17 protein-coding genes are annotated in these 18,070 nt (G+C 72.1%); 6 read left to right on the top strand and 11 right to left on the bottom strand.

Annotated elements, in window-relative coordinates; all coding sequences use genetic code 11:
- On the top strand, positions 1 to 2,233 hold a 2,233-nt coding region (locus GV126_RS12145), incomplete at its 5' end, for a glycoside hydrolase family 31 protein (protein WP_500304490.1).
- Between the two features lie 70 nt (positions 2,234 to 2,303).
- On the opposite strand, the gene era is transcribed toward GV126_RS12145, so the two are convergent.
- On the bottom strand, positions 2,304 to 3,257 hold the full coding sequence (gene era, locus GV126_RS12140) for a GTPase Era (RefSeq protein WP_185947957.1): 954 nt from the start codon (positions 3,255 to 3,257) through the stop codon (positions 2,304 to 2,306).
- Positions 3,258 to 3,410: 153 nt separating this feature from the next.
- Between era and GV126_RS12135 the strand changes: the two genes are divergently transcribed.
- Positions 3,411 to 4,763 carry an ammonium transporter gene (locus GV126_RS12135; RefSeq protein ID WP_159665520.1) on the top strand — a complete coding sequence of 451 codons (1,353 nt, stop codon included), beginning with the start codon at positions 3,411 to 3,413 and terminating at the stop codon, positions 4,761 to 4,763.
- Complete coding sequence (locus GV126_RS12130; RefSeq protein ID WP_028422181.1) at positions 4,760 to 5,098, top strand: P-II family nitrogen regulator; 339 nt, start codon at positions 4,760 to 4,762, stop codon at positions 5,096 to 5,098. Before GV126_RS12135 ends, GV126_RS12130 begins: the two co-directional genes overlap by 4 nt.
- A gap of 43 nt (positions 5,099 to 5,141) precedes the next feature.
- Here GV126_RS12130 and GV126_RS12125 read toward each other — a convergent pair whose 3' ends face one another.
- Together GV126_RS12125 and GV126_RS12120 are read right to left on the bottom strand one after the other, a co-directional pair.
- The gene (locus GV126_RS12125; RefSeq protein WP_159665518.1) at positions 5,142 to 5,504 is read right to left on the bottom strand and encodes a cytidine deaminase-like protein; all 363 of its coding nucleotides are present in this window, start codon (positions 5,502 to 5,504) and stop codon (positions 5,142 to 5,144) included.
- Positions 5,505 to 5,637: 133 nt separating this feature from the next.
- Positions 5,638 to 6,561, bottom strand: coding sequence for a helix-turn-helix transcriptional regulator (locus GV126_RS12120; protein ID WP_159665516.1), 924 nt, complete (start codon positions 6,559 to 6,561; stop codon positions 5,638 to 5,640).
- Positions 6,562 to 6,608: 47 nt separating this feature from the next.
- Here GV126_RS12120 and GV126_RS12115 point away from each other — a divergent pair, with 47 nt between their 5' ends.
- Complete coding sequence (locus tag GV126_RS12115; RefSeq protein WP_159665513.1) at positions 6,609 to 8,066, top strand: MFS transporter; 1,458 nt, start codon at positions 6,609 to 6,611, stop codon at positions 8,064 to 8,066.
- Here the strand turns inward: GV126_RS12115 and GV126_RS12110 are convergent.
- From GV126_RS12110 to GV126_RS12080, 7 genes are all read right to left on the bottom strand, one after another.
- Positions 8,028 to 8,387 (bottom strand): MmcQ/YjbR family DNA-binding protein, encoded by a 360-nt coding sequence (locus GV126_RS12110; RefSeq protein ID WP_159665510.1) that lies wholly within the window; start codon positions 8,385 to 8,387, stop codon positions 8,028 to 8,030. The genes GV126_RS12115 and GV126_RS12110 overlap by 39 nt on opposite strands.
- The gene (locus GV126_RS12105) at positions 8,384 to 9,697 is read right to left on the bottom strand and encodes a hemolysin family protein (RefSeq protein WP_159665507.1); all 1,314 of its coding nucleotides are present in this window, start codon (positions 9,695 to 9,697) and stop codon (positions 8,384 to 8,386) included. The genes GV126_RS12110 and GV126_RS12105 overlap by 4 nt, the downstream gene beginning before the upstream one ends.
- Before the next feature lie 10 nt (positions 9,698 to 9,707).
- Positions 9,708 to 10,205 carry an rRNA maturation RNase YbeY gene (gene ybeY, locus GV126_RS12100; protein WP_028422187.1) on the bottom strand — a complete coding sequence of 166 codons (498 nt, stop codon included), beginning with the start codon at positions 10,203 to 10,205 and terminating at the stop codon, positions 9,708 to 9,710.
- Between the two features lie 12 nt (positions 10,206 to 10,217).
- Complete coding sequence (locus tag GV126_RS12095) at positions 10,218 to 11,309, bottom strand: PhoH family protein (protein WP_159665504.1); 1,092 nt, start codon at positions 11,307 to 11,309, stop codon at positions 10,218 to 10,220.
- A gap of 186 nt (positions 11,310 to 11,495) precedes the next feature.
- The gene (locus tag GV126_RS12090) at positions 11,496 to 12,818 is read right to left on the bottom strand and encodes a GH1 family beta-glucosidase (protein WP_159665502.1); all 1,323 of its coding nucleotides are present in this window, start codon (positions 12,816 to 12,818) and stop codon (positions 11,496 to 11,498) included.
- A 58-nt stretch (positions 12,819 to 12,876) separates the two neighbouring features.
- Positions 12,877 to 13,143, bottom strand: coding sequence for a protealysin inhibitor emfourin (locus GV126_RS12085; protein ID WP_159665500.1), 267 nt, complete (start codon positions 13,141 to 13,143; stop codon positions 12,877 to 12,879).
- A 126-nt stretch (positions 13,144 to 13,269) separates the two neighbouring features.
- Positions 13,270 to 14,340, bottom strand: coding sequence for a M4 family metallopeptidase (locus GV126_RS12080; RefSeq protein WP_159665498.1), 1,071 nt, complete (start codon positions 14,338 to 14,340; stop codon positions 13,270 to 13,272).
- Positions 14,341 to 14,700: 360 nt separating this feature from the next.
- Here GV126_RS12080 and leuA point away from each other — a divergent pair, with 360 nt between their 5' ends.
- Together leuA and GV126_RS12070 are read left to right on the top strand one after the other, a co-directional pair.
- Positions 14,701 to 16,422, top strand: coding sequence for a 2-isopropylmalate synthase (leuA, locus tag GV126_RS12075; RefSeq protein WP_159665496.1), 1,722 nt, complete (start codon positions 14,701 to 14,703; stop codon positions 16,420 to 16,422).
- 183 nt (positions 16,423 to 16,605) lie between these two features.
- A complete protein-coding gene (locus GV126_RS12070) occupies positions 16,606 to 17,304 on the top strand; it encodes a tellurite resistance TerB family protein (protein WP_159665495.1) in 699 nt (232 codons plus the stop codon).
- 98 nt (positions 17,305 to 17,402) lie between these two features.
- Here GV126_RS12070 and GV126_RS12065 read toward each other — a convergent pair whose 3' ends face one another.
- A complete protein-coding gene (locus tag GV126_RS12065; RefSeq protein WP_159665494.1) occupies positions 17,403 to 18,023 on the bottom strand; it encodes a GNAT family N-acetyltransferase in 621 nt (206 codons plus the stop codon).
- Positions 18,024 to 18,070 lie beyond the last annotated feature (47 nt).

Genomic DNA, 18,070 nt, shown 5'->3' with positions numbered 1-18,070 from the left:
GTCGCGCCGTTACACGGCAAACCTGGAGAAGCCCGCCTCGGTCGATGTCATCACGGTCGCGGAAGCCGTGCGTGGCCCGCGGCCCCCCGCCCCCGAGCGCGGACCCCCCCCCCGTGCGAAGCGCCTGCTCCCCCCCGCCCGCCCGCTCCTGGCGACCGCCCTCGCCCTCGCCCTGGCCGCCGCCCTCCCGGCGACCCTGACCGCGCCCCACCCGGCGCAGGCCCAGCCGCAGTCACCGGCCCGGGCGCCGGCACCCCCCGCCCCGCGCCTGACTCACACCGCCGACGACCTCACCCTGACCGTCCCGCCGAGCCGTGCCGCCCCCGGCTACCGGCTGCGGATGACGACCGGTCAGCTGTCCTTCACCACCCTGCGTTCGGCCACCACCGTCCTGGCCACCGCCCCCGGCGACACCGGCGCGCTGCGCTTCCGCACCGACGGCACCTGGCAGCATGCCACCCGGGTCACCGACTGGACCTGGAAGAGAGGCGTCCTCACCCTCACCGCCGACACCACCGCGCCGGGCGCCACCGTCCAGGCCCGCGTCACGCCCGCCGCCGACCGCTACCGACTCGACTGGCAGGTCACCGGAGTCACCCCCGAACGACTGGGTCTGGCCTACGACTTGGCCTCCGCCGGCCACTGGTACGGCCACGGCGAGGCCCAGACACCCGACGGCGGCCCCGCCACGGACCAGCCCTGGCCGCTGGACAGCGGCGAGGTGGTGCACCCCGCCTTCGGCCCGGCCTCGTACTACATGATCGACCCGTTCTGGTACACCTCGCGCGCCACCGGCCTGCGCGTGGACACCGGGCAGGTCATGGACGTGTCGATCAATCAGGACGACGACGGCCTGGGCCGCTTCGACATCGAGTCCGCCGAACCGTACCGGGCGACCGTCTTCGTGGAGTCCACGCCACTGGACGTCTACCGCGACTACGTCGACCTCGTCGGCAAGCCCGCCAAGTCCGACGCCACCTATCGGCAGTACGCCGAACCGGTGTGGAACTCCTGGGCGCAGTTCTACACCCACGTCGACCAGGCCAAGCTCCTCGACTACGCCCAGGACCTGCACGACCACGGCATCACCGGGCACGCGCTGCAGCTGGACGACAAGTGGGAGTCCAACTACGGGAACATGACCTTCGACCCGAAGGCCTACCCGGACCCCAAGGCCATGTCCGACACGATCCACGACCTGGGCTTCGACTTCGGCCTGTGGGTCACCCTGTGGATCAACCTCGACTCCGACCAGTACGGGTACGCCGCCGACCACGGCTATCTGCTCAAGGACGCCGCCGACCCCGCCAAGCCCTGCACGGTCACCTGGTGGAACGGCACCGCGGGCATCGTCGACCTCGGCAACCCCGAGGCGAAGTCCTGGTACGAGGGCCGGCTGAAGACCCTCATGAACGCCTACGGCGTCGACGGCCTGAAGTTCGACACCCGCTTCTTCGACGAGCGGTGCGCCCCGCACGAGGGCTACCGGCCCACCGACTACCAGCGGCTGGGCGCCGAACTGGCCGACGAGTACGACCTGCAGGGCGTGGGCATCCGCGTCCACTGGGACACCGCGGCCCACCGGGCCGGCTTCGTCACCCGCCAGGTCGACAAGGGCACCGGCTGGAACTCCCTGCGCGCCTCCGTCACCCAGAACCTCGCGATCTCCACGATCGGCTACCCCTTCGTCACCACCGACATGATCGGCGGCTCCAGCAGCCAGCCCGCCCCCACCAAGGAGGTCCTGGTCCGCTGGGCGCAGTCGGCCGCCCTGATGCCGCTGATGTACGCCTCCACCTCCCCGGTCGACACGATCGACCCCAGGAGCGGCAAGCCGGTGGTCTACGACGAGGAGACCGCCGCCCTGTACCGCCAGGCCATCGCCCGGCACGAGCGCCTGGCCCCCTACATCTGGGCGCAGGTCCAGCAGACCCTGAAGACCGGTGACCCGATCATGCGCCCGCTGTTCTTCGACTTCCCGAAGGACCAGGACGCCTACACGATCGGCGACGAGTGGATGCTCGGCCCGGCGGTGCTGGCCGCCCCGCAGCTCGCCGACGCCCCCACCCGGTCGGTCCACCTGCCCCCGGGCACCTGGTACGACGTGGCCGGGAAGAAGACCGTCCGCGGCGGCCGGACCCTCACGTCCTACCCGACCCCGCTGGGCACGACCCCGGTGTTCGTGAAACTCGGCGCCAAGGGCTCGGCCGAGGCCCTGCGGGCCCTGCGCTGACCGACCGCCCGCGCCTCTTGCCCGCCCGCGCCGAGGGCGGGCGGGGGCGCAGGCGGGTGCTGTCGAACTCTCAGAAGCCCAGCCGCCGCAGCTGCTTGGGGTCGCGCTGCCAGTCCTTGGCCACCTTCACGTGCAGGTCCAGGAACACCGGCGTCCCCAGCAGCGCCTCGATCTGCCTGCGGGACTTGATCCCGACCTCCTTGAGCCGCTTGCCCTTGGGCCCGATGATGATGCCCTTCTGGCTCGGCCGCTCGATGAAGACGTTCGCGTGGATGTCCAGCAGCGGCTTGTCCGCCGGCCGGTCCTCGCGCGGCAGCATCTCCTCCACGACCACCGCGATGGAGTGCGGCAGCTCGTCGCGGACGCCCTCCAGCGCGGCCTCCCGGATCAGCTCGGCCACCATCACCTGTTCGGGCTCGTCCGTCAGGTCGCCCTCGGGATACAGTGCCGGCCCTTCCGGCAGCAGCGGGATCAGCAGGTCCGCCAGCAGGTCCACCTGCTTGCCGGCCGTCGCCGACACCGGCACGATCTCCACCCACTCGATCCCCAGCTCCTTGCCCAGCTGGTCGATCGCGATCAGCTGCTCGGCCAGGGCCTTGGAGTCCACCAGGTCCGTCTTGGTGACGATCGCGACCTTCGGGGTCTTCCTGATCCCCGCCAGCTCCTTGGCGATGAACCGGTCACCGGGCCCGATCTTCTGGTCGGCCGGCAGGCAGAAGCCGATCACGTCGACCTCCGCCCAGGTGGTGCGCACCACGTCGTTCAGCCGCTCGCCCAGCAGCGTGCGCGGCTTGTGCAGGCCCGGGGTGTCCACCAGGATCAGCTGCGCGTCGGGCCGGTGCACGATGCCGCGCACGGTGTGCCGCGTGGTCTGCGGCCGGTTGGAGGTGATCGCCACCTTCTGCCCGACCAGAGCGTTCGTGAGGGTGGACTTGCCCGCGTTGGGGCGGCCCACGAAACAGGCGAAGCCGGCCCGGTGGACAGCCTCGGCGGACTGCTCGGATGACTGGGTACGAACGCTCATGGCGCCCATTGTCCCTGATCCACGAGGCCCCGCCGCACGGTGAGGGTTCGGTAACTCTCCGGCAATGAAACGTCACGGAAACACAACCGTACGCACCCGGAAACGCGCGCGGGTGACTCTCTGACCCAGCCCCCACCCCCGTTGGAGACGCCCGTGACCCTCGCCGACGCGCTTCCCCACGCTCTCGCCTCCGCCCGAGCCGGCGGGAGCACCGTGAACACCGGCGACACCGCCTGGCTGCTGGCCGCCACCGCCCTCGTGCTGCTGATGACCCCGGGCCTGGCGCTCTTCTACGGCGGCATGGTGCGCACCAAGAGCGTGCTCAACATGCTGATGATGAGCTTCACCTCGATCGCCCTGGTCACCGTCGTCTGGCTGGCCTGCGGCTACTCCCTGGCCTTCGGCGACGACGCGGCCGCGGGACTCATCGGCGGCCTGCGCCACGCCGGGATGGCGGGCCTGGGCCCCTCCGACGTGCACGGCACCGTGCCCACCCTGCTGTTCGCCACCTTCCAGCTCACCTTCGCGATCATCACGGCGGCGCTGATCAGCGGCGCGATCGCGGACCGGGCGAAGTTCGCCGGGTGGCTGGTGTTCGTGCCGGTGTGGGCGCTGACCGTGTACGTTCCGGTCGCCCACTGGGTGTGGGGCCCCGGCGGCTGGATCGGGCACGACCTGGGCGCCCTGGACTTCGCCGGCGGCCTGCCCGTGGAGATCGCCTCCGGCGCCTCGGGCCTCGCCCTGTGCCTGGTCCTCGGGCCGCGCCTGGGCTTCAAGAAGGACGCCATGCGCCCGCACAACCTGCCCATGGTGATGCTCGGCGCCGGCCTGCTGTGGTTCGGCTGGTTCGGCTTCAACGCCGGCTCCGCGATGGGGGCGAACGGCCTGGCCGCCGCCGCCTTCCTCAACACCCTCGCCGCCGGCTGCACCGGCCTGCTCGGCTGGCTCTTCGTCGAGCACAGGCGCGACGGCCACCCCACCACCCTGGGCGCCGCCTCCGGCGCGGTGGCCGGCCTGGTCGCCGTCACCCCGTCCTGCGGCACGGTCTCCCTGCTCGGCGCGCTGGTCGTGGGCCTGGCCGCGGGCGCCGTCTGCTCCCGTGCCGTGGGCTGGAAGTTCAAGCTGAACTACGACGACTCCCTCGACGTCGTCGGCGTCCACCTGGTCGGCGGGATCATCGGCACCCTGCTCATCGGCCTGTTCGCGGTCAAGGCCATGACCGGCGGCACCGAGGGCCTGTTCTACGGCGGCGGGCTCGCCCCGCTGGGCCGGCAGCTGGTGGCGGTGGCGGCCGTGGCCGCGTACGCCTTCACGGTGACGTACGGCCTCGGCAAGCTGCTCGACAAGGTGATGGGGCTGCGCGCCGACGAGGAGCAGGAGTACACCGGCCTGGACCTGACGGTGCACGCCGAGACCGCCTACGATCACGGAGTCCTCGGGCACGGCGCCCCGGCCGGCGCGTCCCCCGTCCCCTCCTCCGCCCAGAAGGTCACCACCCAGGCATGAAGCTCATCACCGCGATCGTCAAGCCGTACCGCCTCGACGAGGTCAAGACCGCGCTCCAGGAGCTGGGCGTGCACGGGCTGACCGTCACCGAGGCCAGCGGCTACGGCCGCCAGCGCGGCCACACGGAGGTGTACCGGGGCGCCGAGTACCGGGTGGACCTGGTGCCCAAGGTCCGTATCGAGGTGGTCGTGGAGGACGCCGACGCCGAGGCCGTCATCGACGCGGTGGTGCGCGCCGCGCACACCGGCAAGATCGGCGACGGCAAGGTGTGGGCCGTGCCCGTGGACACCGTCGTGCGGGTGCGCACCGGCGAACGCGGCCCCGACGCCCTCTGAGCCCGCGCCCCGGCCGGGACGCGACGGGCGGCTCGGGCGCGGTCTACTCGGCCTGCCCCGCCGGCAGCGTCAGCCGCACCGTGCCGTCCGGGCCGGCCAGCAGCACCGGCGTGTCGGGTCCGCCCAGGTCCCCGACCGCGGCCCGGTCCTCGGGCGCGAGGCCCTCCGCCTCGCTCACCACGGCCGCCGCCTCCAGCGAGCCGGCCCCGGACGCCACGGCCATCGCCACGGCCGTCTGCAGGGCGCTCAGCTTCAGCGAGGCCAGGTGCACCGACCCGGCGGCGTACGTGCGCCCCGTCTCGTCCCGCACCGCCGCGCCCTCCGGCACGCCGTTGCGGGCCCGCACCGAACGGGCCAGGGTGACGATCTTGCGGTCCTCGGGGTCGAGCCCGTTGCTGTCAGTCATGATCCGAGCATACGGAGCCGCACCGACAGCCCGGCACCCGGAGCCGCGCACCGGGCGTGCGCCCCGAGCCGTGCCCCGGCCCTGCGCCCCGAGCCGTGCCCAGGCCGCCCCCCGGGAGCCGTGACCGCCGCGCTCACCCCGCCACCGGGTACATCGCCCCGCGCCGCCCCTGCGGCGAGGCCAGCCACTCCAGCTTGGCCGCGGTGTTCGCTTCCTCCAGCGGCGTGTGCAGCACGATCGTCAGATCGGGCCGGGCCGGCACCTGCAGAGCCGTCGACTCCACGCACAGCAGCCCCACCAGCGGATGCACCAGCTCCTTGCGGACCTGCCCGGGCTCCTCGACGTCCCGCTCGTTCCACAGGGCCGTGAACTCCTCGCTGGCCTCGGACACCTGCTCCAGCACGGCCCGGTAGCCCTCGTCGTCCGGCCGGGCGGCGTACGCGGCACGGAACTGCGCGACCACCGACCGCGCGTTGCGCTCCCAGGACCTGCTGCGGGAGCGGTACAGCGGGTCGGTGAAGAAGTCGATCAGGCAGTTGCGCGTGCGGTCCGCACGCATCCCCAGGACCACCGCGGCGGCGTCGTTGTACAGCACGCAGTTGTAGTACATGTCCATGATGTGGGCGGGATACGGCACCCGGGTGTCGATCAGCCGCCGCAGCCCCCCGCACATGCCCCGCCGCTCCGGCGCCACTTCGGGCGCGGGCGGGTTCAGCCCGGCCAGCACGTACAGGTGGCGGCGCTCGGCGTTGCTCAGCCGCAGCACCCGGGCCACCGCGTCCAGCACCTGCGGGGAGACGGAGATGTCCCGGCCCTGCTCCAGCCACTGGTACCAGGAGGCGCCCACCCCGGCGAGCACCGCGACCTCCTCCCGGCGCAGCCCCGGGGTGCGCCTGCGCGGCCCGCCGTCCGGCAGCCCCGCCTCGGCCGGCGTCACCCGGGCCCGCCTGCTCATCAGGAACTCGCGCAGCTCCCGCAGCCGCTGACTTTTGACCACGTCCGTACCCGGCACGCGTATCTCCCCCCTGGGCCTGCCTGGTGGTGCCGCCACCACCATAAGTGCGTACTCCCCACGCGTATTCCGGTCGCACGAAGCTCGTGGCCATGGCGATCGACACCACCACCTCACCCAGCCCCGCACCCACCCGGGAACCGCTCGACACCCCACGGCTGTCGACGCGTGACAAGCTCGTCCTCTTCGTCCTGTGCGCGGCCCAGTTCATGGTCGCCCTGGACTTCTCCGTCCTGAACGTGGCCCTGCCGAGGCTGGGCGCCGCCCTCGGCATGAGCGCGTCCGCGCTGCAGTGGGCGGTCACCGCGTTCGCGCTGCCCTCCGGCGGCTTCCTGCTGCTGTTCGGCCGCAGGGGCGACCTCTACGGCCGCCGCAAGCTGTTCCTGACCGGTCTGGCCGTCTTCGGCGCGGCCTCGCTGCTGGCCACCCTCGCCTGGGACCCGGCCTCCTTCCTGGCCGGCCGGGCGCTGCAGGGCCTGGGCGCGGCGGCGATCGTGCCCACCGGCATGTCCCTGCTGACCACCACCTTCCCCGAGGGCCCCGCCCGCGACCGCGCCCTCGGCATCTCCGGCACCCTGCTCTCGCTCGGCTTCACCATCGGCATGGTCGCCGGCGGCGTCCTCACCGACACCCTCGGCTGGCGCTCCACCATGGCGCTGCTCACGGCGTTCGCGCTGATCGTGCTGCCGCTGGCCCCCGGCCTGCTCCCCGAGTCCCGCACTCCGCAGCGCCCCCGCCCGGACGTGCCCGGCGCGGTCACCGTCACCGGCGGCCTGCTGGCGCTGATCTACGCCCTGTCCACCGCCGCCGACCACGGCTTCGGCCGCGCCGACGTCATCGTCACGCTCGTCGCCGGCCTCGCCCTGCTCACCGCGTTCGCAGTGGTCGAGGCGCGCAGCCAGGCGCCCCTGGTCTCGCTGCCCATGCTGCGCCGCCGCACCGTCGCCTGGGGGAACCTCGGGGGGCTCGTCACCTTCTCGATGATGTCGACGGTCATCTTCGTCCTGACCCTGTACCTGCAGGAGGTCCTGCACCTGTCCGCCTTCGAGACCGGCCTCGTCTTCGGCGTGCAGGGCGTGCTCTCGGTGGTGGCCGGCTCGACCGCCGCGCGGGTCATCGGCCGGTTCGGTGCCCGCCGCACGCTCGTCGGCTCGCTCGCCGGACAGGGCGCGCTGATCGCCGCGCTGCTCGGCCTGGACACCCACGGCTGGTCCGTCTGGCTCGCCACCGCCGCCGTCTCGCTGGCCAGCATGTTCCACCTGGGCGCGATCGTCTCCTACGGCCTGACCGTCACCTCCGGCGTCCCCGACGAGGAGCAGGGCCTGGCCACCGGCCTGGTCACCTCCACCCAGCAGGTCGGCATCACCGTCGGCATCCCGCTGCTGGGCGTGCTCGCCACCACCTCCGGCGACCTGCTGGCCGGCGTGCACACCGTCCTCGCCCTGGACGCGCTGATCGTGCTGGTGACGGCCGTGCTGGTGGGCCTCGGCCTGCGCGGCCGGAAGACCGCCTCAGGGACGGTCGAGACGCAGCCGCTCGGCGCGCGGTAGACCGGCGACCACCAGATCGTAGGAGTCCTCCACCAGCTCCCGGACCAGCCGGTCCGGGAGCCGGCCGTCGACCGTGACCGTGTTCCAGTGCCGCTTGTTCATGTGCCAGCCCGGGACGATGACGTCCGGGTGCTCGGCGCGCAGCCGGATCGCGTCCTCCGGGTCGCACTTGAGGTTCACCGTCAGGGGCCGCGCGTCCAGCGACGTCAGGGCGAACATCTTGCCGAGCACCTTGAAGACGGAGGTGTCCGGCGTGAACGGGAAGTCCTCCACCGCCGCGTTGAACGACAGGCACAGGGCGCGCAGCTCCTGGGGCGTCACTCCGGCTTGTCCTCCCCGTCCTGCGGGAGCGCGGCCGGAACGGGCACCGGCTCCACCAGCACCGTCACGATCTTGTTGCGGCGGCCCGCGGCGGCCTCCGCCGTCAGCCGCAGCTCGCGCCCGTCGGGCAGGGCGACCACCGAGGACGCGCCAGCGATGGGCACGCGGCCCAGCGCCTTGGCCAGCAGGCCGCCGACGGTCTCCACGTCCTCGTCGTCGTACTCCTCCAGGCCGTACAGCTCGCCCAGGTCGCCGATGTCCAGGCGGGCGGTGACCCGGTGCCGGCCGTCGCCCAGGTCCTCCACCGGGGGCAGCTCCCGGTCGTACTCGTCGGTGATCTCCCCGACGATCTCCTCCAGGATGTCCTCGATGGTGACGATGCCGGCCGTGCCGCCGTACTCGTCGATGACGACGGCGACGTGGTTGCGTTCCTTCTGCATCTCGCGCAGCAGGTCACCGGCGTTCTTGGTGTCCGGGACGAACACCGCCGGGCGCATCGCCGTGGACACCAGATCGTTCTCGGCGTCCCGGCTGATGTGCGTGCGACGGGCCAGGTCCTTCAGGTACACGATGCCGACGATGTCGTCCTCGCTGTCCCCGGTGACCGGGATGCGCGAGAAACCCGAGCGCAGCGCCAGGGTGAGGGCCTGGCGGATGGTCTTGAACCGCTCGATGACCACGAGGTCGGTGCGCGGCACCATCACCTCGCGCACCAGCGTGTCGCCCAGCTCGAACACCGAGTGCACCATGCGGCGCTCCTCGTCCTCGATCAGCGACTGCTGCTCGGCCAGGTCCACCAGCGCGCGCAGCTCCGCCTCCGAGGCGAACGGCCCGTGGCGGAAGCCCTTGCCCGGGGTGAGCGCGTTGCCGATGAGGATCAGCAGCGACGGGATCGGGCCCATGATCCGCGCCAGCGGCACCAGGACGTACGCCGCCACCGTCGCCGTGGTCAGCGGATGCTGCCGGCCGATGGTGCGCGGGGAGACCCCGACGGCCACGTACGACACGAGCACCATGACGGCGATGGCGACCACCAGCGCCTCGGCCGTGCCGGAGAAGGCCTCCAGGCACGCGTACGTCACCAGCGCGGCCGCGGCCATCTCGCAGGCCACGCGCACCAGCAGCGCCACGTTCAGATAGCGGGTCGGGTCGGCGGCGACCTTGGCCAGCCGGGCGCTGCCGCGGCGGCCGGACTTGACGGCCTCCTCGGCGCGGAAGCTGGAGACGCGCGCCAGGCCCGCCTCCGCGCAGGCGGCGAGCCAGGCGACGACGACCAGCGCGACCGCGCCGATCACGATCTGCGGACTCATCGTCGGACGCTTACGAGACGGTGGGCGCCGGGGACGGGCCGGTCAGACCCCGCTCGGCCCGCCAGCCGTCCACGATGGCCGCCTGCAGGCCGAACATCTCGGCCCGCTCGTCCGGCTCCTCGTGGTCGTAGCCGAGCAGGTGCAGCACCCCGTGGACGGTGAGCAGCTGCAGCTCCTCGTCCATGGAGTGCCGCGTGGGCGCCTCGGCGCCCTGCTTGGCGGCCACCTCCGGGCACAGCACGATGTCCCCGAGCAGCCCCTGCGGGGGCTCGTCGTCGTCCTTCGACGGCGGACGCAGCTCGTCCATCGGGAAGGACATGACATCCGTGGGGCCCGGCAGGTCCATCCACTGGATGTGCAGCTGCTCCATGGCGTCGGCGTCCACGACGATCACCGACAGCTCGGACAGCGGGTGGATGCGCATCCGCGCGAGCGCGTAGCGGGCGATGTCCAGGATCGCCTGCTCGTCTACCTCGGTGCCGGACTCGTTGTTGACGTCGATCGACATGGTCGTGCTGGTCTACTTCCCCTTGTGCGCGTGCCCGTGCCCGTGTCCGGCCCGGCCGTGCCCCGGGGGCTTCGGCGCGCCGTTCTCGGTGCCGTGCGTGCTGTCGTACCTCTCGTACGCGTCGACGATACGGCCCACGAGCTTGTGGCGTACGACGTCGTGCGACGACAGCCGGGAGAAGTGGACGTCCTCGACGCCCTCCAGGATCTCCTGCACCTGGCGCAGACCGCTCTTGGTGCCGTTCGGCAGGTCCACCTGCGTCACGTCACCGGTGATCACGATCTTCGAGTCGAACCCGAGCCGGGTGAGGAACATCTTCATCTGCTCGGGCGAGGTGTTCTGCGCCTCGTCCAGGATGATGAAGGCGTCGTTGAGCGTACGGCCCCGCATGTACGCCAGCGGGGCGACCTCGATCGTCCCGGCGGCCATCAGGCGCGGGATCGAGTCCGGGTCGATCATGTCGTGCAGCGCGTCGTACAGCGGGCGCAGGTAGGGGTCGATCTTCTCGTAGAGCGTGCCGGGCAGGAAGCCCAGGCGCTCGCCGGCCTCGACCGCCGGGCGGGTCAGGATGATGCGGTTGACCTGCTTGGACTGCAGGGCCTGCACCGCCTTGGCCATCGCCAGGTAGGTCTTGCCGGTGCCGGCGGGGCCGATGCCGAAGACGATCGTGTGCTTGTCGATGGCGTCGACGTAGCGCTTCTGGTTGAGCGTCTTGGGGCGGATCGTGCGGCCGCGCGAGGACAGGATGTTCTGGGTGAGCACCTCTGCCGGGGTCTCCTGGCCGTCGCTCTCGCCGTTCTCGCTCGCCCTGAGCATGGCGATCGAGCGTTCCACCGCGTCCTCCGTCATCGGCTGCCCGGTGCGCAGCACCAGCATCATCTCGTCGAACACACGCGAGATGAGGGCGACGTCGGCGGGGTCGCCGGTCGCGCTGATCTCGTTGCCCCGGACATGGATGTCGGCCGCCGGGAAGGCCTTTTCGATCACGCGCAGAAGGGAGTCGCCGGAACCCAGCACGGTCACCATGGGGTGCTGGGCGGGGACGGTGAACTGTGCTCTCGCCTGCCCCTGCGCGGGGGTGTTTGCTGCGGGTGTCTGAGTCATGGGCCGGCGCTGAAGGCCTGCGGTTCCTCCTCGTCACGGCCGCACAGCTGAGGGCGGCCTCGCGCTTCCCAGGGTACGACGGGCCGAGGAGAACGCCGTAGGACTTTTCGGCGCCGCAGGTGAGGACCGCCACCGGCGCGGGCTGCCGCAGGGCGGTCTCGGCGACGGTGGCGTCGAGGCGCCGCCTCACCGCTGGGCCCGCAGCACCTCCCGGAACCACGCGTAGGACGCCTTCGGGGTCCGCCGCAGCGTGGCGTAGTCCACGTGGACCAGGCCGAACCGCCGCGCGTACCCCTCGGCCCACTCCCAGTTGTCCAGCAGCGACCACACGAAGTAGCCGCGCACGTCCACACCGGCTTCGATCGCGCGGTGCAGGGCGCGCAGGTGGCCGTCCAGGTAGGCGATGCGGCCGGGGTCGTCCAGGCCCTCGCCGGAGCAGCCGTTCTCGGTGATGATCACGGGCGGGAGCTTGTCGCCGTAGCGGTCGCGGAAGCCGGTCAGCAGCTCCGTCAGCCCCTCGGGGACGACCGGCCAGCCCGAGTCGGTGACCGGGCGGCCCTCGATCGGCCGCGGGGCGAACGGCAGCTCCGCCGGCAGGGACACCCCGCCGAACTCGGTCGCCACGCCCTGCGGTGCGCCCACCCGGGCCGGGGCGTAGTAGTTGATGCCGTACCAGTCCAGCGGCTCGGCGATGATCTCCAGGTCGGCCTCGACGTCGCCGGGCAGCAGCTCGGCGATGCCCTCCGGGTAGCGGCCGAGCAGGACCGGCTCGGCGAACATCCGGTTCAGCAGCACGTCGTAGAAGTCCGCGGCCGCCACGTCCGCCGGCTCCGGCGAGGCCGGCCAGGTGGGGCCGTGGGAGTTGGCGATGCCGATGTCCCGCGCCCCGGCGGCGCGCAGCGCGCCCACCGCCAGGCCGTGCGCCAGCAGCTGGTGGTGGGCGACCGGCAGCGCGTCGAACAGCAGCCGGCTGCCGGGGGCGTGGACGCCCAGGGCGTGGCCGAGCAGGGTGTGCTCGGCGGGCTCGTTGAGCGTGATCCAGATGCGCACCCGGTCGCCCAGGCGGTCCGCGACCCGCGCCACGTACTGCGCGAACCGGGAGGCGGTGTCGCGTTCCAGCCAGTCCAGCCGGGCGGGCAGGTCCCAGTGGAAGAGGGTGGGGACCGGCCGCACGCCCGCCGCGCACAGCTCGTCGACGAGGCGGTCGTAGAAGTCCAGGCCGCCGGGGGAGTCCACCCGGGGCCAGGAGACGGAGAAGCGGTAGGCGTCCACGCCGAGGCCGGCCAGCAGGGCCACGTCCTCACGGTGGCGGTGGTAGTGGTCGCAGGCCACCGCCGCCGTCGAGCCGTCCTTGACGCGGCCCGGCTCGGCGCTGAAGGTGTCCCACACGGACGGCTCGCGCTCCGCCGCCGCGCCCTCGATCTGGTGGGCGGAGGTGGACACGCCCCACAGGAAGCCGGGCGGGAAGGAGGGCAGCCGAGGCGTGCGGGGCATCGGGTCCGTCGCCATGCGCGGATCATCCGCACCCGCGGTGACGGATGTCAACGCCCCCGCAGCGCACGTAAGTTCAGGCCCCTTCCCGCAGCACCCGCGTGATCAGCCGGCGCTGCTCGTCGGAGAGGTGGGGGTCGGCGGCGTGGACCGTCCGCCCGTCCACGGTGATCTCGTAGCGGAAGCCGTCCGGGACGCCGGGCGGCGGCGTGCCCCGGCCGGTGGCCAGTGCCTTCTCGGCCAGGGCCTGCCATTCGTGGGCGTCGGGGCGGCCGGCGGTGTCCACCTCGCCGTGCCGCTCGACGCCTGCGAAGCCGCCCGTGCGCCTCACCTGAATACGCATGGATGCCTGTCTAGTACGGAATCGCGCGGAAACCCAGTGCCTGAGGGCAGGGAACGGACACCCCGTGCCCGCCGCACAGAACCGGGCCGGAGCCCGGCACAGAGCCGGGCCGGCGCCGGACCAGGGCTAGGACGCCGGCACGCCCACCTCCTCCCACCCCTTCTTCACGGCCTGGACCTCGTCCCCGGCGCCGTAGCGCTCCCGGGCCGCCTTCACGGTGAGCCGGGCGAAGTCCGCGAAGTCGGCGTCCTCGCGCAGCTCGCCGCCGGTCAGCACGTCGTACCAGATCTGCCCGGCCCGCTCCCAGGCGTGGCCGCCGAGCGCGGTGGCGGCCAGGTAGAAGGCGTGGTTGGGGATGCCGGAATTGATGTGCACGCCGCCGTTGTCGCTGCCGGTGTGGACGTAGTCGTCCATGGTGGCCGGCTGCGGGTCCTTGCCGAGCACGTCGTCGTCGTAGGCCGTGCCGGGCGCCTTCATCGAGCGCAGCGCGGTGCCGGTGACGCGCGGGGCGAGCAGGCCCGCGCCGATCAGCCAGTCGGCCTCGGCGGCGGTCTGGCCGAGGGTGTACTGCTTGATCAGCGAGCCGAACACGTCGGAGACCGACTCGTTCAGGGCGCCGGACTGGCCGAAGTAGGCGAGGTTCGCGGTGTGCTGGGTGACGCCGTGGGTCAGCTCGTGGCCGATGACGTCGACGGGGATGGTGAAGTCGAGGAAGATCTCGCCGTCGCCGTCGCCGAACACCATCTGTTCGCCGTTCCAGAAGGCGTTGTCGTACTTCTCGTCGTAGTGCACGGTCGCGTCCAGCGGCAAGCCGCGGCCGTCGATGGAGTCGCGTCCGTACACCGACAGGTACAGCTCGAAGGTCGCGCCGAGACCCGAGTAGGCGCGGTTGACCGTGGCATCGCCGCCGGGCTGCTGCCCCTCGCCGCGGACCTTGGTGCCGGGCAGGTCGGTGCCGTGGTGGGCGTCGTAGATCGTGCGGTGCGGCTGTCCGTCCTGCTTGCCTGCGGGCGCGGCGGCGGCGGTGGCGCCGATGACGGTGGTCAGCCGGCGGCGGGTGCGCTCCATGGCGTCGCGTTGCAGGCTGCGGCGGGCGGGACCGGACAGCGCGGGGTCGTCGTGGCGCGCGAGGCGGTCGAGGACGTGGGGCGGCACGATCGTGCAGAAGACGGGCTCAAGGCCCCCGTGAGTGGTCATGGTGCGCACCATCGCACCGCGTGACCGGCTTGTCACTACCCGCAACCGTGATGGGGGAAATATCGGGGCAAGGGGGCCCCGCGACCGTCACTCGATGGTAGGGAGGGGTGCGGTGCGTGACCTCGCGCACGTTTTGCCCTTTTCCTCCCGCCGGTTTCGCATACTGGGACGTGCCCCCGCGTCCGGCGCGGCTCGGCTAGGCTGCACAGCACCATGCGTTTCGGGCTGCTTCTCCTTAGCTGCCGCGGCGAGGGCCTGTAGTCGTAGGCCGACTCCCTCCCCGCGGAGCTGCGTGTTGCGCCGTCGGCCGTCCTTCCGGCACCGCTCACCAGCGGAACATCACGAGGAGCCCACGCCATCATGGCCAACCGCCAGCAGCCCAGTTCCATGCCGATCCACAAGTACGGCCGCTACGAGCAGGTCGACATCCCCGACCGCACCTGGCCCAACCGGCGGATCACCGCGGCTCCGCGCTGGCTGTCCACCGACCTGCGGGACGGCAACCAGGCCCTGATCGACCCGATGTCGCCCGCCCGCAAGCGCGCGATGTTCGACCTGCTGGTCAAGATGGGCTACAAGGAGATCGAGGTCGGCTTCCCGGCCTCCGGCCAGACCGACTACGACTTCGTGCGCTCCATCATCGAGGAAGAGGGCGCGATCCCGGACGACGTCACGATCTCCGTCCTGACCCAGGCCCGCGAGGACCTGATCGAGCGGACGGTGGAGTCCCTCAAGGGCGCCAAGCGGGCCACCGTGCACCTGTACAACGCCACCGCCCCGGTCTTCCGCCGGGTCGTCTTCCGCGGCTCCCGGGACGACATCAAGCAGATCGCCGTGGACGGCACGCGTCTGGTGATGGAGTACGCGGAGAAGCTGCTGGGCGACGAGACCGAGTTCGGCTACCAGTACTCGCCGGAGATCTTCACCGACACCGAGCTGGACTTCGCCCTGGAGGTCTGCGAGGCGGTCATGGACGTCTGGCAGCCCGGCCCGGACCGCGAGATCATCCTGAACCTGCCCGCGACGGTGGAGCGTTCGACGCCGTCCACCCACGCGGACCGCTTCGAGTGGATGCACCGCAACCTGTCCCGCCGCGAGTTCGTCTGCCTGTCCGCGCACCCGCACAACGACCGCGGCACGGCCGTGGCGGCGGCCGAGCTGGCGGTCATGGCCGGCGCCGACCGCGTCGAGGGCTGCCTGTTCGGCCAGGGCGAGCGCACCGGCAACGTCGACCTGGTCACCCTGGGCATGAACCTGTTCTCGCAGGGCGTCGACCCGCAGATCGACTTCTCCGACATCGACGAGATCCGTCGTACGTGGGAGTACTGCAACCAGATGGAGGTCCACCCGCGCCACCCGTACGTGGGCGACCTGGTCTACACGTCCTTCTCCGGCTCCCACCAGGACGCCATCAAGAAGGGCTTCGACGCGATGGAGGCCGACGCCAAGGCCAAGGGCGTCACCGTGGACGACCTGGAGTGGGCGGTGCCGTACCTGCCCATCGACCCCAAGGACGTCGGCCGCTCCTACGAGGCCGTCATCCGCGTCAACTCCCAGTCCGGCAAGGGCGGCATCTCCTACGTCCTGAAGAACGACCACAAGCTGGACCTGCCGCGCCGGATGCAGATCGAGTTCTCCAAGATCATCCAGGCGAAGACGGACGCCGAGGGCGGCGAGATCACGCCGAAGGAGATCTGGGCGGTCTTCCAGGACGAGTACCTGCCCAACCCGGACAACCCCTGGGGCCGCATCCAGGTCAAGACGGGCCAGTCCACCACCGACACCGACGGCGTGGACATGCTCACGGTGGAGGCGACGGTGGACGGCGAGGACACCGTCCTGACCGGCTCGGGCAACGGCCCGATCTCCGCCTTCTTCGACGCGCTGCAGTCCATCGGCGTCGACGTACGCCTGCTGGACTACCAGGAGCACACGATGAGCGAGGGCGCCTCCGCGCAGGCCGCCTCGTACATCGAGTGCGCGATCGGCGACAAGGTCCTGTGGGGCATCGGCATCGATGCGAACACGACACGTGCGTCGCTGAAGGCCGTCGTCTCGGCCGTCAACCGCGCGGCGCGCTGACGGCGCTGACCGGTGCTTTCCCGGGTCCCGGCCGCCTTTTCGGGTGGTCGGGACCCTGTCTTTTCCCGTCGTTTACCGGCCAGGTCACGGAAAGGTCTCGTCCGGGGTACTGACTGCGCCTCGCCGATGTGGCTAACATCACGCCCACGCGGCGATGTTGCCGCGGGGTTACGGAGGTGCGACGTGCTGCCAGTACGGGGACGAAACGGCCGTGCCACCCGGTCTGCCCGGATCATGGGCACCCGCGTCGCGTGGACCTGCGTCGGTGACGGCGAGTTCTTCTGCCCCGGCTGCGGCGGCGACCGCAACTACCAGCGGCTGAGCGGACGACGCCGCTTCACCGTGCTCGGGGTGCCCCTGCTGCCGCGCGGAGCCACCGGCCCGGTCGTCGAGTGCGCGGCCTGCGGCGGCCACTTCGGCCCCGACACCCTGGACCACCCGACCACCTCCCGCTTCTCCGCGATGCTGCGCGACGCCGTGCACACCGTCGCCCTCGCGGTGCTCTCCGCGGGCGGCACCTCCTCCCGTACGGCGCTGGAGACCGCCGCGTGTGCCGCCCGCGCGGCCGGTGTCGCCGACTGCACCGAGGAGCAGCTGGCCGCGCTGGTGGAGGCGCTGGCCGCGGACACCGGCCGGGCCTACGAGGGGCGGCCGTGCGCGGCGGGGCTGACCATAGAGCTGCACGAGGCCCTGGACCCGCTGGCCCCGCACCTGGCTCCGGCCGGCCGGGAGTCCCTCCTCCTGCAGGCCGCCCGGATCGCCCTGGCCGACGGCCCCTACACCCCCGCCGAGCACGAGGCCCTCACCACCATCGGCACCGCCCTGACCCTCCCGGCGGACGACGTGACCCGGCTGCTGGCGGCGGCCCGGACCCCGTCCTGACGGCGATCCGCCCGGGCGGGCCGCTCACCTCTCGGGGGTGGCCTCCGGGGTGGCCGACCGCTCACCTCTCGGGGGTGGCCTCCGGGGCGGCCGGCCGCTCACAGGTCCGTGGCGCCCTCCGGCGTGAGGTCCAGGCGCAGGATCTGCCGGTCCATGCCGGGGCCGAAGTAGTCGCGGCGCAGGCCGCCGTCGGGTTCCTCGGGCCTGAAGCCCAGGGAGCGGTAGAGCAGGACGGCGGCGCGGTTGCCGGGCTCCACGGTGAGCCGGACGTCCTTGATGCCGCTGCGGCGCAGCCGGGCCAGGACCTCCACCATGAGCTCGCGGCCCAGTCCGTGGCGGCGGCGGTCGTGGGTCACGCCGAGGCCCAGGATCCAGCTGTGCGCGCCCAGGGCCGTGGTCCCGGCCAGCACGTATCCGCGCAGGTGGCCCCGGCCGTCGTCGAGCACCAGGAAGTGTTCGGCATACATGTCGTACAGCTGGCGCAGCAGGAAGCCGGGGTAAGCGACCTCCCGGAAGACCTCCTGGTCCAGCCGCCGCAGCTCGGGCAGGTCCGACTCGCGTGCCGCCCGCAGCACCAGGGGCGCCGTGTCCGCGTCCGTGTCCCTGTCCGCATCCGCAGGTGCGTCCGGGACCGCGGCCGGGTCCGGGACGGGCGCCGGTCCCGGACGCGTGAGCGGTCCGTCGTGCTCAAAGAAACGTTCCAGCGGCTCGGCGGTCATGCCACCCCCAGTGAGGACGTGCGGATCGTGCGGACGTCAACTCGGCG

The organism is Streptomyces mexicanus (assembly GCF_902506575.1).
Classification (GTDB): Bacteria; Actinomycetota; Actinomycetes; order Streptomycetales; family Streptomycetaceae; genus Streptomyces; species Streptomyces mexicanus.
Note: the sequence above shows the minus strand (reverse complement) of the source record. Positions and strands in the feature narration are given on the sequence as shown.

Bases quoted from the DNA above. Each gene is read 5' to 3' on its own strand.
- GV126_RS12115 (WP_159665513.1), top strand. From the start codon at position 6,609: ATGGCGATCGACACCACCACCTCACCCAGCCCCGCACCCACCCGGGAA.
- GV126_RS12090 (WP_159665502.1), bottom strand. From the start codon at position 12,818: ATGGCGACGGACCCGATGCCCCGCACGCCTCGGCTGCCCTCCTTCCCG.
- era (WP_185947957.1), bottom strand. From the start codon at position 3,257: ATGAGCGTTCGTACCCAGTCATCCGAGCAGTCCGCCGAGGCTGTCCAC.
- GV126_RS12065 (WP_159665494.1), bottom strand. From the start codon at position 18,023: ATGACCGCCGAGCCGCTGGAACGTTTCTTTGAGCACGACGGACCGCTC.
- GV126_RS12085 (WP_159665500.1), bottom strand. From the start codon at position 13,143: ATGCGTATTCAGGTGAGGCGCACGGGCGGCTTCGCAGGCGTCGAGCGG.
- leuA (WP_159665496.1), top strand. From the start codon at position 14,701: ATGGCCAACCGCCAGCAGCCCAGTTCCATGCCGATCCACAAGTACGGC.
- GV126_RS12105 (WP_159665507.1), bottom strand. From the start codon at position 9,697: ATGAGTCCGCAGATCGTGATCGGCGCGGTCGCGCTGGTCGTCGTCGCC.
- ybeY (WP_028422187.1), bottom strand. From the start codon at position 10,205: ATGTCGATCGACGTCAACAACGAGTCCGGCACCGAGGTAGACGAGCAG.
- GV126_RS12095 (WP_159665504.1), bottom strand. From the start codon at position 11,309: ATGACTCAGACACCCGCAGCAAACACCCCCGCGCAGGGGCAGGCGAGA.
- GV126_RS12130 (WP_028422181.1), top strand. From the start codon at position 4,760: ATGAAGCTCATCACCGCGATCGTCAAGCCGTACCGCCTCGACGAGGTC.
- GV126_RS12120 (WP_159665516.1), bottom strand. From the start codon at position 6,561: ATGGTGGTGGCGGCACCACCAGGCAGGCCCAGGGGGGAGATACGCGTG.
- GV126_RS12080 (WP_159665498.1), bottom strand. From the start codon at position 14,340: ATGACCACTCACGGGGGCCTTGAGCCCGTCTTCTGCACGATCGTGCCG.
- GV126_RS12125 (WP_159665518.1), bottom strand. From the start codon at position 5,504: ATGACTGACAGCAACGGGCTCGACCCCGAGGACCGCAAGATCGTCACC.